Origin of the sequence: Microbacterium sp. K27 (assembly GCF_004794435.1) — a bacterium.
Classification (GTDB): domain Bacteria; phylum Actinomycetota; class Actinomycetes; order Actinomycetales; family Microbacteriaceae; genus Microbacterium; species Microbacterium maritypicum_A.
The window spans coordinates 133,714-147,529 of record NZ_SSDK01000047.1; the positions used below are offsets into that span (position 1 = coordinate 133,714).

14 protein-coding genes are annotated in these 13,816 nt (G+C 68.8%); 9 read left to right on the top strand and 5 right to left on the bottom strand.

Translation table 11 applies throughout. From position 1 onward, the window contains the following. Positions 1 to 29: 29 nt before the first annotated feature. Positions 30 to 797: a siderophore-interacting protein gene (locus tag DW307_RS17420; protein ID WP_021198087.1), complete on the bottom strand. Its 768-nt coding sequence runs from the start codon at positions 795 to 797 to the stop codon at positions 30 to 32. A gap of 100 nt (positions 798 to 897) precedes the next feature. Between DW307_RS17420 and DW307_RS17425 the strand changes: the two genes are divergently transcribed. The 4 genes from DW307_RS17425 to DW307_RS17440 are packed head-to-tail and all read left to right on the top strand — an operon-like array spanning position 898 to position 4,716. Beyond that, a complete protein-coding gene (locus DW307_RS17425; RefSeq protein ID WP_029259750.1) occupies positions 898 to 1,893 on the top strand; it encodes a siderophore ABC transporter substrate-binding protein in 996 nt (331 codons plus the stop codon). A 48-nt stretch (positions 1,894 to 1,941) separates the two neighbouring features. Further along, positions 1,942 to 2,928, top strand: coding sequence for an ABC transporter permease (locus DW307_RS17430; RefSeq protein WP_029265990.1), 987 nt, complete (start codon positions 1,942 to 1,944; stop codon positions 2,926 to 2,928). Beyond that, positions 2,921 to 3,964, top strand: a complete 1,044-nt coding sequence (locus DW307_RS17435) for an iron chelate uptake ABC transporter family permease subunit (protein WP_197024852.1) — start codon at positions 2,921 to 2,923, stop codon at positions 3,962 to 3,964. Before DW307_RS17430 ends, DW307_RS17435 begins: the two co-directional genes overlap by 8 nt. Continuing rightward, positions 3,961 to 4,716 carry an iron ABC transporter ATP-binding protein gene (locus DW307_RS17440; protein WP_021198083.1) on the top strand — a complete coding sequence of 252 codons (756 nt, stop codon included), beginning with the start codon at positions 3,961 to 3,963 and terminating at the stop codon, positions 4,714 to 4,716. The genes DW307_RS17435 and DW307_RS17440 overlap by 4 nt, the downstream gene beginning before the upstream one ends. Before the next feature lie 14 nt (positions 4,717 to 4,730). On the opposite strand, the gene DW307_RS17445 is transcribed toward DW307_RS17440, so the two are convergent. Genes DW307_RS17445 through DW307_RS17455 form a run of 3 tightly spaced genes read right to left on the bottom strand, consistent with a single transcriptional unit; the run spans position 4,731 to position 6,661 of the window. Then, positions 4,731 to 4,928, bottom strand: a complete 198-nt coding sequence (locus tag DW307_RS17445; RefSeq protein ID WP_021198082.1) for a hypothetical protein — start codon at positions 4,926 to 4,928, stop codon at positions 4,731 to 4,733. 22 nt (positions 4,929 to 4,950) lie between these two features. After that, complete coding sequence (locus DW307_RS17450) at positions 4,951 to 5,910, bottom strand: DNA-3-methyladenine glycosylase family protein (RefSeq protein ID WP_029265986.1); 960 nt, start codon at positions 5,908 to 5,910, stop codon at positions 4,951 to 4,953. Between the two features lie 43 nt (positions 5,911 to 5,953). Then, the gene (locus tag DW307_RS17455; RefSeq protein WP_021198080.1) at positions 5,954 to 6,661 is read right to left on the bottom strand and encodes a winged helix-turn-helix domain-containing protein; all 708 of its coding nucleotides are present in this window, start codon (positions 6,659 to 6,661) and stop codon (positions 5,954 to 5,956) included. Between the two features lie 332 nt (positions 6,662 to 6,993). On the opposite strand from DW307_RS17455, the gene DW307_RS17460 reads away from it, so the two are divergent. From DW307_RS17460 to DW307_RS17475, 4 genes are all read left to right on the top strand, one after another. Beyond that, complete coding sequence (locus DW307_RS17460; protein ID WP_021198079.1) at positions 6,994 to 7,302, top strand: GNAT family N-acetyltransferase; 309 nt, start codon at positions 6,994 to 6,996, stop codon at positions 7,300 to 7,302. A 52-nt stretch (positions 7,303 to 7,354) separates the two neighbouring features. Beyond that, positions 7,355 to 7,837: a DIP1984 family protein gene (locus DW307_RS17465; protein WP_021198078.1), complete on the top strand. Its 483-nt coding sequence runs from the start codon at positions 7,355 to 7,357 to the stop codon at positions 7,835 to 7,837. Between the two features lie 256 nt (positions 7,838 to 8,093). Next, a complete protein-coding gene (locus tag DW307_RS17470; RefSeq protein ID WP_029259753.1) occupies positions 8,094 to 9,263 on the top strand; it encodes an exonuclease SbcCD subunit D in 1,170 nt (389 codons plus the stop codon). Continuing rightward, the gene (locus DW307_RS17475; RefSeq protein ID WP_136025331.1) at positions 9,264 to 12,248 is read left to right on the top strand and encodes an AAA family ATPase; all 2,985 of its coding nucleotides are present in this window, start codon (positions 9,264 to 9,266) and stop codon (positions 12,246 to 12,248) included. 44 nt (positions 12,249 to 12,292) lie between these two features. Here the strand turns inward: DW307_RS17475 and DW307_RS17480 are convergent, their stop codons facing one another. Continuing rightward, positions 12,293 to 12,850, bottom strand: coding sequence for a phosphorylase family protein (locus tag DW307_RS17480; RefSeq protein WP_021198075.1), 558 nt, complete (start codon positions 12,848 to 12,850; stop codon positions 12,293 to 12,295). Positions 12,851 to 12,958: 108 nt separating this feature from the next. On the opposite strand from DW307_RS17480, the gene nadE reads away from it, so the two are divergent. After that, positions 12,959 to 13,777, top strand: coding sequence for an ammonia-dependent NAD(+) synthetase (gene nadE, locus DW307_RS17485; RefSeq protein ID WP_029259755.1), 819 nt, complete (start codon positions 12,959 to 12,961; stop codon positions 13,775 to 13,777). Positions 13,778 to 13,816 lie beyond the last annotated feature (39 nt).

Below are 13,816 nucleotides of genomic sequence, written 5' to 3' on the forward strand. Positions count from 1 at the left end.
CGAGTCTTCCAGCAACCGCCGACGTCGTACTAGTGCGGGGCGTGGTATTCGGCTTCGCCGCGCTTCCAGTAACCCTTCACGACGGCTTTCGCGGTGTCGACGCTCCAGCGCTCGAGCAGCGCTCGGCCGGGCTTCACGATCGACTGCTCGGCGGCGATAAAGACGAACGGGTCGGCACCGATCGCGTGCTCGGCGGTCAGCCCCTCGAGGAAGGCGATGAGGGCGGAACCGGAGGGCGCCTCGCCACGATGCAGCCACTCGATGTCGACGGGCGCGTCGATGTCGACCTCTCGGCCGGGGTTCACGGTCTCGATCACGATGCGTGCGGGCGTGCCGTCGGGGATCAGTGCGGCGAAGCGACGGATCGCCGGAATAGCGGTTTCGTCGCCCACGAGGAGCCACGAGCCGGGCTCACCGGACAGAACGGCCGCTCCGCGGGGACCGCCGACACCGATCGTCGATCCGAGCGGTGCCGTCGCCGCCCACGGCGCGGCGACGCCCTGGTCACCGTGCACGGCGAACTCGACGTCGAGCCAGTCCTCGCCCCAGGCGAGCGGTGTGTATTCGCGGCTGGGTGACGCTCGGAGCTCCTCGACGGATTCGGTGGGGCCCGCGGGGAAGAACAGGCGCATGTGGTCGTCGGAGCCGGGAGAGTCGAAGCCGGCGAGATCGGAGCCCGTCAGGCGCACACGCACGAAGTCGGGGGCCAGCCACTCGCGGGCGCTCAAGGTGACGTTGCGGAAGCGCAGCTCGAGGCCGCGACGCTCGATCGAGAAACCGGATTTCGTATCGCTCATAAAGTAAGGCTAACCTAAATGTGCCGAGGGGAGTCGCCCTCCACTCTCGGCTTCCGGCGCCGCAGCGTGCGCATCGATCCCGCAGAACAGGAGTCTCTCCATGTCCGTGCCCAGAACCCTCACCGCCACGAGCGCCGCTCTCGTCGGCCTCCTCGCCCTCGCCGGCTGCACCTCCGGCGGCTCGGCGGAACCGGAGAAGACCGAACCCGCAGCAGCGACCGTCACGATCGAGGACAACACCGGCACGCACGAGATCGCGACGCCTCCCACATCCGTCGTCGCGCTCGACAACCGCACCTTCCAGACGCTTTCCGACTGGGACGTCGAGCTCTCCGCCGGGGCCGTCGCGCTCATGCCGGAGACCGTGTCGTACGTGAAGGACGACGCGATCGTCGACATCGGACTGCACAGCGAGCCCGACCTCGAAGCGGTCGTCGCCGTCGAGCCTGACCTGATCATCAGCGGCCAGCGGTTCACTCAGCACAACGCCGCGATCGCCGATCTGGTCCCCGACGCCACGATCGTCGACCTCGAGCCGCGCGAAGGTGAGCCCTTCGGAGACGAGCTCAAGCGCCAGGTCACCGTCCTCGGCGAGATCTTCGGCAAGCAGGACGAAGCCAAGAAGCTCGTGGACGACTTCGACGCCGCTGTCGAGCGCGCCAAGGCGGCGTACGACGATGCCGACACCGTCATGGCCGTGAACACCTCCGGCGGACAGATCGGCTACCTCGCCCCGACCGTCGGACGCTCGCTCGGACCGATCTACGACATGCTCGGCTTGACCCCCGCGCTCGAGGTCGACGACGCGACCGACGACCACCAGGGCGATGACATCTCGGTCGAGGCGATCGCCGCCTCGAACCCCGACTGGATCCTCGTGCTCGACCGTGACGCCGTCTTCGCGGCCGACACCCCCGACTACGTGCAGGCCGCGGAGATCCTGGAGAGCTCCGAGGCGCTCGCCGGCGTCACCGCTGTGAAGCAGAAGCAGATCGTGTACATGCCCACCGACACGTACCTGAACGAGAGCATCCAGACGTACACGACGTTCCTCGACGACCTCGCCGACGCCCTCGAGAAGAGCGCGAAGAACTGAGGTACGGCGGCGGCATCCGGACGATCCGGGTGCCGCCGCCCCATCATCATGGTCTCCACCGACATCGCTCCGCCGCCCCGCTACGCCGGGCGGCTCTTCGACGTGAAACTGCTCATCGGCGTGCTGATCGTCGTCGTCCTGCTCGCGATCTCGCTCTTCACGGGTGTGTACGACGTCACCGGCGCGGACGACGGCGCCCAGATGTTCCAGATCACCCGAGTGCCCCGCACGATCGCCCTGGTCCTCGCCGGCGCCTCGATGGCCATGGCGGGCCTCGTCATGCAGCTGCTCACCCAGAACCGCTTCGTCGAACCGACGACCACCGGCACCACCGAATGGGCCGGCCTCGGGCTCCTGATGGTCATGATCCTCGTGCCGCAGCCGTCGCTTCCCCTCCGGATGGCCGGCGCGGTGCTCGCAGCGTTCATCGGCACGATGGTGTTCTTCGCGTTCCTGCGCCGGGTGGCACTCAAGTCGTCCCTGATCGTCCCGATCGTCGGCATCATGCTCGGGGCCGTGGTCGGCGCATTGTCGACGTACCTCGCGCTGGCCACCAACTCGCTGCAGATCATCGGCGTCTGGTTCGCGGGCAGCTTCACCTCGGTGATGCGAGGTCAGTACGAGATGCTCTGGATCGTGGCTGTCATCGGGGTGATCGTCTTCATCGTCGCCGATCGGCTGACCATCGCGGGGCTCGGCGAGGAAGTGGCCACCAACGTCGGCGTGAACTACAACAGGATCATTCTGCTCGGGACGGTGCTGATCGCGGTCACCACCGGTGTCGTCACCGTCGTCGTCGGCAATCTGCCCTTCCTGGGCTTGATCGTGCCGAACATCGTCTCGATGGTGCGCGGCGACGATCTGCGCAGCAATCTTCCGTGGGTGTGCCTGCTCGGCATAGCGATCGTGACCGTGTGCGACATCATCGGACGCACGATCATCATGCCGTTCGAAGTGCCGGTGTCGCTGATCCTCGGGGTGGTCGGCGCCGTGGTGTTCGTCCTTCTCCTGCTCAGGCAGCGTCGACGTGGCTAGCGGGGGGACGGGCGACGTGGCGACCGCCGGTGCGCTCCGGTCGGCGGGCTCGTTCACGACCCCAGGTGCGCGCCGGCGTTACGCCGTGGTGCTCGGGATCCTCCTGGTCCTCGCGGCAGGGTCGGGCTTCGGTCTGCTCGCCTGGGCGAATCCGATGCCGGTCGGCTCCACCGGGTTCTGGCGGATCGCGCAGCATCGCGCCACCGACGTCACGGTGATGGCCCTCGTCGCGGTCGCTCAGGCCGTCGCCACGGTGAGCTTCCAGACCGTCACCAACAACCGCATCATCACGCCGTCGATCATGGGGTTCGAATCGCTCTATCGAGTCGTGCAGACCTCGACCGTGTACCTGTTCGGAGTGGCAGGGATCGTGGCGATCCAGGGAATCGGGCAGTTCGCGATCCAGGTCGCGATCATGGTCGGTCTCGCCGTCGCCCTCTACGGTTGGCTGTTGTCCGGACGCTACGGCAATCTGCAGATCATGCTCCTGGTGGGCATCGTGATCGGAGGCGGCCTCGGGGCGATCGCGACGTTCATGCAGCGCCTGCTCACACCCAGTGAGTTCGACGTGCTCGCCGCGCGTCTGTTCGGCAACGTGTCCAATGCCGACCCCTCGTACCTCCCGCTGGCGATCCCGCTGGTCGTCGCGGCGTCTGCGTTGCTGTGGCTCCGTTCGCGCCGGCTCAACCTCATGGCACTCGGCCCGGACGCTGCGCGCTCCCTCGGCGTCGATCATCGCCGCGAACTGTTCATCGTGCTGTTCCTCGTCGCCGTGTTGATGGCCACCTCCACCGCGCTGGTGGGACCGATGACGTTCCTCGGCTTCCTGGTGGCGACGCTCGCCTACCAGTTCGCCGACACGCACGACCATCGGCTGATCTTCCCCGTCGCGGTGCTCACGGCCTTCACGATCCTGGCCGGGGCCTACTTCGTGATGAAGAACATCTTCTACGCGCAGGGGATGGTGTCGATCCTGATCGAGCTCGTCGGCGGCACCGTGTTCCTCATCGTCATCCTCAGAAAGGGCAGACTGTGATCGCTCTCGACGGCGTCCGCCGCGAATACAGCAGCGAGGTCGCGATCGGCCCCGTCGACCTCGAGATCCCCGCCGGCGGAATCACCGCCCTGATCGGTCCGAACGGCGCGGGCAAGTCGACGCTGCTCACGATGATCGGGCGTCTGACCGGGATGGATGCCGGTGCCATCGAGATCGCGGGGCTCGACGTGGCCTCGACGAGATCGAAGGATCTGGCGAAGGTGGTGTCGATCCTCCGTCAGGAGAATCACTTCGTCACCCGCCTCACCGTTCGCCAGCTGGTCGGTTTCGGGCGCTTCCCGCACTCGAAGGGCAGGCTGAACCGGGCCGACGAGGAGATCATCAGTCAGGCGATCGACTTCCTCGACCTCGGCGCTCTGGAGGGGCGTTACCTGGACGAGCTCTCCGGCGGGCAGCGTCAGCGCGCCTATGTCGCCATGGTCCTCGCCCAGGACACCGAGTTCGTGCTGCTGGACGAGCCACTGAACAACCTCGACATGCGGCACGCCGTGCAGATGATGAAGCATCTGCGCCGGGCCGCGGAGGAACTCGGGCGCACGATCGTGATCGTGCTGCACGACATCAACTTCGCCGGGCACTACGCCGACCACATCTGCGCGATGAAAGACGGTGCGGTCGTGGAGTTCGGCTCGCCGGCGGCGATCATGACGGACGACGTGCTCACGCGGGTGTTCGACACCCCGGTGCGCGTGGTCGACGGACCGTCGGGCCCGCTCGCCGTCTACTACTGAGTCGGGGCGACCACTCAGAGCTCGATGCCGTGGTCCTCGTCGTTGACCCCGGCGTTGTTGCCGCGGCGCGACTCGTATCCGAGGAACCAGCCGAGCCACACGATGGCCGCGAGCAGGACGCCGAGCCAGACGTTCTGGAAGATCAGCCCGATCACGACGCCGACGATCAGCAGGCCGACGGTGACGAGGATGCGCAGCATGGAACGGGACATGTCACCAGCTTAGGTGCCGACATCAGCGGCGGCGATGGTCTTCGGGTGCGAGACGAGGCCCCCGGCGCGGTTCCTGCACACCACTCGCATAGATGAGGCGGACGACGCGTTGTCGCTGTCCGGCCCACGGCGCGAGGAGCTCGATCATCCCGGTGTCATCGGTGCGTGCACCCGTCAGCGCGTGGCCGACCTCATGGGCGAGGTGGTAGTCGCCGATACTGACCGCGTCCGGATCCCCGAGAGCGCGGATGCGCGTCTCCGCCGACGTCCAGACCCCCACGCCGGGAAGGCTCGTGAGCACGCGGTCTCGGTCATCTCCCGAGGCGGCGGCTCTGACGGCTCGGGAGATGCGATCTCCGCGCTCGGCCGCACGCACGATGGTGCGCGACTGGGGCGGCTCGACGCCGGCACGATGCCAGGCCCAGGACGGGATGCGATGCCACTGGTCGGGGGATGGCGCGGCGAACATCGGCCGCGGGGTGGGACCGGGAGCGGGTGCTCCGAACCGCGAGATCAGCCAGCGCCACGCGCCGAAAGCCTGCATGCCGGTCACCTTCTGCTCGATGATCGCGCACGCGAGCGCATCGAACACCTCGTCGGTACGCGTCAGACGCAGCCCCGGGTGGCGTCGTGCGGTGTCGGCGATGAGCGGGTGCAGGGAAGGATCGAAGTCGGAGGCGTCGTCGTGGGCACCGCAGAGCGCGGGCACCAGATCGAGGGCGATGCCCGATCCCGGGCCCCACGCGGTCGCGTGGACCTCGCCGCCGAGCATGCGCAGAGCGAGGGTCGTCGGTCCGAGGGGTGTGCGCAACGCGCGCCAGATGACGGTTCCGTCGATGACCATCGTCGGGTCGTTGCGACCGCGGCGGAGCATGCCGACCGTTCGGTGGAGATCGAGCTCGTGCGGCGGGCGGTAGACGGTCTCCTGAGCAGTGTCCGCGGGGGCGGCGTCCGCCGAGGCGGAGCGCGCTGTCAGGGTCATGCGCCCACCCTACGCGCAGCTGCTGACACCGGCTCCCGGCGACTCAGAAGCGGTCGGGCGAGGGGGTTCCGTGGCCGTAGCGGATGACGACGTCGGCGTGGCGGTCGAAGCGGTAGCCGATGCCGCGCACGGTGCGGACGATGTCCTCATAGCGACCCAGCTTCGCGCGCAGGCGGCGCACGTGCACGTCGATCGTGCGCTCACCGGGCGTCTCGTCGTCCTGGGCCTGCCAGAGCGCGGAGACCAGCTCGCTGCGTTCGATCGTGCGCCCCTCGCGGAGCACGAGGTACTGCAGCAGCTCGAACTCCTTGTATGTGAAGGCGGCGGACTCGCCGTCGATCAGCACGCGCTTGCGGGAGATGTCGACGGTGACGCCCGTCTCCTCGTCCGTGGTGTCCTCTTCCGCAGCGGCCTTGGTGCGCGCGATGGCACCGGGCTCCTGCAGAGCGAGACGGACCACGTCGAGGTCGCGGCCGCCCGATCCGTGCGGGGCGAGGGCGACCGTCGCGTGCGTCTCGGCTCCCGGGGCGAGCTCGGCGAGGGTGCGGCGCAGCGCGTCGACGAGAAGGGGGAGGCTGACGCCGGCTTCGGCGGCCTTGATCTCGTCCAGCCCGACGTAGAGGGCGAAGCCACGGGGTGAGCGCACGGCGGGAAGATCGGCTCCTGCGGCGGACAGGGGCGCGGCGGCTTCGTGCTGCGTGCGGATCGCGGCGGTGGTGGCGGGACGCTCGAGAAGTGCGGTGTTCGACATGATGATGAAGTCCTCAGGACGTGAGCCCGGATCGAGCGGGGCTCTGATGCGTTGCATGAATGACCGGCGGAGCCGGGAAGCGAGCAAGGGTGGATGCTCGGAGACGCTGACCTCGCAGATCGCGAGGAGTTCAGGTCAGGCGGGGTGGCTGTTCGTTCAGCGACACATTCGGCAACACATGCCAACGCGACCGGGCATCATCATCCCGGCAGTCCCGTTCGCCTCCTGGGCGGACAAAGGGCGTGCGTTGGTGGTCATGGGGGGATTATGTCCGATCGTGACGCCCCATGTCAAAACGCCCGGCGGCTCCGGGCGGGCGTAACGTGGTTCGAATGACGATCTCGCACACCGTCGGAGGCTTCATCCTGACCGACGAGAAGGACGCTTCGCGCTACACGCTCATGCGCGACGGGACGCTCGTGAGTGTTCTGGACTACCGGGACGACGGGCGCACCATCGCGCTCACCCGAGCCTTCACGATCCCGACTTTCCGGGGCAACGGCTACGCGGGAAAGGTCGTCGAGGGTGCGGTGGCCGACATCGAGGAGCGCGGTGATCGCAAGGTCGATGCCGTGTGCTGGTACGTGGCCGACTGGTTCACCGCGCACCCGGAGCACTCGGGTCTGCTGCGCTCCCGCTGACTCCCCGGTCATATGACGAACTGTTACGGTCGCTCCCTGCGAGGATGAGCTCATGAAACTCGCCGAGGCCCTCACCGCACGCGCCGACCTGCAGCGCCGCATCGAGCAGCTGCGGGCGCGTATCGTCGCGAACGCCCGCTACCAGGAAGGCGAGGAACCGGCGGAGGACGCGGCCGCGCTGATCGTCGAGGCCGATGCCGCGCTCACGCAGCTGCGCGATCTCATCCGCCGCATCAACGCCACCAACGCGCGCCTCGACCTGGGGGCGGACGGCACCATGACCGATGCGCTCGCCGCCCGTGATGTCCTGCGCCTGCGGCATTCGGTGCTGACCGATGCCGCGACCGCCGCCTCGGGGGCCAACGACCAGTTCCTCCGCCAGATGAGGTCGGAGCTGCGTCAGGTCTCCGCGCTGCCCGTCGCGCCGCTGCGCTCCCGTGCCGACGCCGTGGCTCAGGAGCTGCGCGAGCTCGACAATCGGATCCAGCAGGCGAACTGGTCGAACGACCTCGAGGAGGAGAGCGGAAGTCGGTAGTCACGACGAGGCGGGCACAACCCTCAGCCGGCGGGGCAAGCCGGCACCTGTCGGGCGGAGGGCAGCCCAGATATCGCATCGCGCAGCCCCGCACGCCGCACAGGTGAAGGTGCACACGGCATCTCGCATCACCGCGTGCCGATCATCGTGACGAGGGTGGGTCAGGGGACCTTCCGCTTCCTCCTCCGCAGGGCGTGAGAGCGGTGCTGCGGCACGCCTCGGATGAAATGTCGGAGGGGGTTCGTACGGTGTGAGTATGCGCATCCTGCACACCTCCGACTGGCACATCGGCCGGACGTTCCATGGCAACTCGACCATGGACGCCCTCGCCGAGGTGCTCGGGGCGCTCACCGCGCAGGTTCGCGAGAACGCGGTCGACGTCGTCGTCGTCGCGGGAGACGTCTTCGACTCCGCCACGCCCTCCGGAACCGCATACACCCTGCTCGGCGATGCGCTGGTGGCGCTGCATGAGACAGGGGCGCGGGTGATCGTGACCAGCGGCAACCACGATTCTGCCGCGCGCCTCGGCTTCCAGGCGCGGCTGCTCCGCGAGGGCATCCACGTGCTGACCGACCCGCTCGCGGTGGGAGCGCCTGTGACCGTCAACGATGCGCACGGGCCCGTGCACTTCTTCGGCATTCCCTACCTCGAACCCGCCATCGTGCGACAGCACTGGCCCGATGGTGACAGCTCCGGGCGCCCGTTGCGCACGCAAGCGCAGACCATGGCTCACGCGATGCACCTGGTCCGCGCCGGCATGGAACAGCACCCGGGGCGCTCGGTCGCGATCGCGCACTGCTTCGCCGCCGGTGTCGACGCCACCGCCGGGCTCGAACGCGAGGTGCGTCAGGGCGGCCTCGACGTCGTGCCGCTGAGCGTCTTCGACGGTCCTGACTACGTGGCGCTCGGCCACATCCACGGGCGTCAGCAGCTCAGCGATCGGGTGCGCTACGCGGGCGCTCCTCTGCACTACAGCTTCGGCGAGCAGCACAAGCCCCGCGGTTCCTGGCTCGTCGACATCGATGCCGAGGGTCTCTCCGGAGTCGAATGGTTGGAGCTGCCGGTGCCGCGCCGCCTCGTCACACTCACGGGCGCGCTCGACGATCTCCTGTCGACCGAACTGGTCGCAGAACACGCGGGCGACTGGGTCTGTGCCGTCTACACCGACGCCGTGCCGCAGACAGAGCCGATGCGGCGTCTTCGCGAGAGCTACCCGTACTGCGCCATGGTGCAGCACCAGCCCTCGGTCACCGCCGAGGCGGACGAGCGCTCCTATGTGCAGCGTCTGCGCACTGCGGTCACCGATGCCGACCGCATCGAGGCCTTCCTCGAGCACGTCAGGGCGGGGCACGGAGCGACGGAGGCGGAGGGCGAGCTGATCCGCGCGGTGCTCGACGAGCGAGTTCGTGCCGAGGCTCTCGTCTAGATGCGTCTTCATCGCCTGGAGGTCGAGGGGTTCGGCCCCTTCCGGTCACGTCAGATCGTCGACTTCGACGCGTTCGCCGACGACGGCATCTTCCTGATCGCCGGACGGACGGGGGCGGGCAAATCCAGCATCCTCGACGCCGTCTGCTTCGGGCTCTACGGCGGAGTGCCGCGCTACGACGGTGGCGAGAAGCGGCTGCGGAGCGACCACTGCGAGCCCGACGATCCCTCCGAGGTCGTCGTCGAATTCAGCACGCCGACCGGCCGCTTCCGGGTGACCCGGTCGCCCGAGTATCTGCGCCCGGCCAAGCGCGGGGGAGGGATGACCAAGCAGGCCTCGGCCGTCGCCCTCGACGAGTGGACGGATGTCGGGTGGATCGGTCGTGCGGCGCGGGCCGTCGATGTCGCCGGAGAGCTCGACGAGATCCTGCAGCTCAGCCGTGAGCAGTTCCTGCAGGTGATCCTGCTCGCGCAGAACCGGTTCTCGGAGTTCCTCCTCGCGGGCAGTCGAGACCGCCAGGCGCTTCTGCGCCGCCTGTTCGGCACCCAGCGGTTCGAAGATGTGCAGGCGCGGTTCGATGAGCGTCGTCGTGTGGCCGAGCACGCTCTGGGCGCCCGGCTCGCGACGGTCGAGGCCCGCGTCGAGGAGGCTGAGCGGCTGGTGTCCGCCGATGGCCTGTCAGGAGAGGGCGATGAGACCCCGCCCGAGACGGTTCGCGCCCCGTCTTCGATCGAAGATCGACTCGACGCCCTCCGACGTGCGAAGGCCCGCGCCGACTACCGCGCAGAGCGTCGAGCATCCGAGCAGGTCGACGCGGAGAAGCGGTCGGCCGCAGCCGACGAGTCTCTCGCCGTGGCGCGGGACGAGCAGCGGGCGCAGCGCGAGCGCGACCGCGCGAGGTCGGCGCTCGAACGACTCGAGGCCGAAGCGCCCCTGATCGACGATGCCCGCGCAGAGCTCGCTGCGGCCCGAGCCGCGGAGGCGCTGCGGTCGACGATCGCCGCAGTGGCGCGCGCGCATTCCGCGCTCGCTGTCGCCTCCCGAGACGAACAGGACGCCCACGCGGCGGGCGAGGCGCTCGGTCTCGACGTGGACGGCGACCTCGAGGCCTGGACGGCGGCGGCGACCAGAGAGAGCGGTGCCTGGCAACGCGCGCGAGAACTCGAGGAGAGCGCGCCGACGCTCGACGCCGAAGTCCGCGCAGCGGAGGAGGCGGTCGTGGCAGCGACCGCGCGCATCGAAGCTGCGAACGTGAGGCGTGCCGCGCTTCCCGACGAGATCGCCGCGTTGCACACGCTGCGCGACGAGACCCGTCGCCTCGCCGATCGGGGGGAAGACCTGCAGGCCGCGCAGCAGGCGGCAGAGCTACGCCTCACGGCGGCGCACGAGGTGGAACGGCTGCGAATCGCCGAGATCTCCCTCGAGCACGAGCTCTCGCAGGCCACCGCGCTGCACGCGGATACGCAGTCGGCTCTGGCGCGACTGCGTCAGCGACGAGCCGACGGCATGGCCGGAGAGCTCGCCTCGACGCTCCGCGACGAGCACCCCTGTCCGGTCTGCGGCTCGCTCGATCATCCGGCGCCGGCCACGCATTCGGATCCGGTCTCGCACGAAGACATCGCCGCCGCAGAGGGCGCGCGAGATGCCGCATCGCAGAAGGAGCGTGATCTGGCGTCGAGCTCCTCGACGTTGCGCGCCGAACTCGCCGCCGTCACCGCCCGCGCCGACGGTCGGGAGGTCGAACAGGCCGAGAGCGATTACGCCGAGGCCGCTGCGGCACTCTCGAGCAGCCGTGCCGCCGCCGAGGCGCTGAAGACGCTCGACGGTCGCATGGACGAACTCGTCGCCCGTGTCGAACTCCTCGACGCCGAGCGGGAAGACGATGCCAGGGCTCTCGCAGAACTGCGCGAACGGCATGCGCTCCTCCGCCAGCGCAGCGCGGAGGCACACGAGCTGATCGCCGAGGCGCGGGGCGGTTTCGACACGGTTGCCGCACGGATGTCCGACACCGAGGCGAAGATCGCCGCGGCGCGCGCCGTGATCCATGCCATCTCGGAGCGGGCACGCAGGGTCGAAGCTCTCGCCGAAGCCGAGGCGGAGCGCGAGGCCGCGCTCGCAGACTCCGTGTTCGATGACGTGGCGGCGGCGGAAGACGCTCTGCGCTCGGCCACAGAGCAGGAGGCGCTCGACACGCGGATCGCGCAGCATGCGGTGCAACGAGAGAAGGAACGGGCCATCCTGTTCGACCTCGAGTTGCGCACGCTGCCGGAAGAGCCGATAGACCTCGCGCCGGCCGAGCAGGCATCGGCGGACGCGCGCAGCGTCTGGACGCGCGCGGTCGACGAAGCCGCCAGAGCCGCGGGAACCGCAGAGCGGCTCGGAGGGCTGATCGACTCGGCTTCGGACGAGCAGGCTCGCACCGCCGACGATGCCGCGGAGTTCGAGGTGCTGCAGAACCTCGCCGACACGATCGCGGGGCGAGGTGCCAACACCCGCAAGATGACGCTGGAGACGTTCGTGCTGGCCGCGGAGCTCGAGGAGATCGTCGAGGCGGCCAACCGTCGACTGCACGACATGTCCGCCGGTCGGTATCAGCTGCAGCACTCCGATGCGCTCGCTGCCCGCGGGGCGGCATCCGGACTCGGCATCGTGGTCTTCGACGCCTTCACCGGGCAGACCAGGCCGCCGCAGTCGCTGTCAGGGGGCGAGACGTTCCTCACATCGCTCGCCCTCGCCCTCGGACTGGCCGAGGTCGTGACCGCGCGCGCGGGCGGCATCCGTCTCGACACGCTCTTCATCGACGAAGGATTCGGTTCCCTCGACGGCGACACGCTCGATGTCGCCATGCGAACTCTCGACGAACTACGGCAGGGGGGCCGCACCGTCGGAGTGATCAGTCACGTCGAGGCCATGCAGGAGCAGATCCCCGCCCAGCTCACGGTGCGCGCACTGCCGAACGGACCCAGCGTCATCGAGGCGCGCTGACCCGAGACCGAGGCTGACGCGAGCGCGGGAGGGCGCCCCCTTCGTCAGACGCCGTACTCGCTGCGGATGAAGTCGCGCAGCTGCACGCTGCATCGTGCGACGGCCTCGCGCCAATCCGTCAGCGCACCGTCCTCAGCCTGATCGGAGACGGCGCGGAACACGCGGATCGGCACATCGAACTGTGCGGCGACCCAGATGAAGGCGTACGTCTCCATGTCGACCAGGGCCGCCCCCGACGGACGGATCACGGCGGTGACTTCGGCGTCCTCCACGAAGTGGTCACCGGTGGCGATCAGAACACCTTCCCTTCCGGTGCTGACGCGCGCCGGAAGGGAGACGTGCTGGCCACGGACGCCGTCGAGGTCGGTCACGTCGTGCTGGAATGCGGTTCCGACCTCATGCACGGTCGCCTCGAGAGCGGGGTCGATCGCGCCCGCCGTGCCCACGACCACGATCTCGTCGTAGACCCGGGCATCGAGCGCGCGGGTGAGCGCATACGTCGCCGGCAGCTTGCCGGGGCCGGTCACGAGTCGGTCGAAGCCGTCCAGCTCTTCCGGGAAGGCGGACAGTTCGGAATCAAGGGCAGCGACGAGGAGCTTCACCGCCCCATTCTCTCAGGACTTCACTGGCAGGAACGTGCGAACGCCGCGGCGTCACCCGTGCGTAACACAGAGGGGCGATACTGATTCGAGGACAAGACGGAGGATGACATGTCGTTGCAGCAGCAGATCTCTGAAGACCTCGGCGTCCGGCCGGAGATCGACCCGGAAGCCGAGGTCGAGCGCCGGGTCGGGTTCCTCGTCGAGTACCTTCGCTCGACCGGCGCGAAGGGCTTCGTGCTCGGCATCTCCGGTGGGCAGGACTCCACGCTGGCCGGACGCCTCGCACAGCTCGCGGTCGAACGGGTGCGGTCCGAAGGAGGCGAGGCGAAGTTCCTCGCCGTGCGTCTGCCCTACCGCGTGCAGCACGACGCGGCAGACGCCGAGGCCGCCCTCGAGTTCATCGCACCCGACTCCTCGGTCGAGGTCAACATCCAGAACGGTGTCGACGGGGTCGAGGAGGACATCGAGTTCGCGGTCACGAGCGACATCAGCGACTTCAACCGCGGCAACATCAAGGCCCGCGTCCGCATGGTCACGCAGTACGCCCTCGCCGGCCACGACGGGATGCTCGTCATCGGCACCGATCACGCCGCCGAGGCCGTGACCGGCTTCTACACGAAGTTCGGCGACGGTGCGGCTGACGTCCTGCCGTTGTCGGGGCTGAGCAAACGGCAGGGGCGTTCGCTGCTGCAGTTCCTCGGTGCTCCGGACCGCCTCGCGTTCAAGGTGCCGACCGCCGACCTGCTCGACGGCCAGCCCGGCCGTGCCGACGAGGACGAGCTGGGTCTCACCTACGAGCAGATCGATGACTTCCTGGAAGGGCGCGACGTCGAGCCCGAGGTCGCCGGCCGCATCGAGGCGAGGTACCTCGCGACGCAGCACAAGCGCCATCTTCCGGTGACGCCCGACGACACCTGGTGGCGCTGACCCGCTTTCCCGGGAGGTCCACGCTTTCGCCCGTGTCGG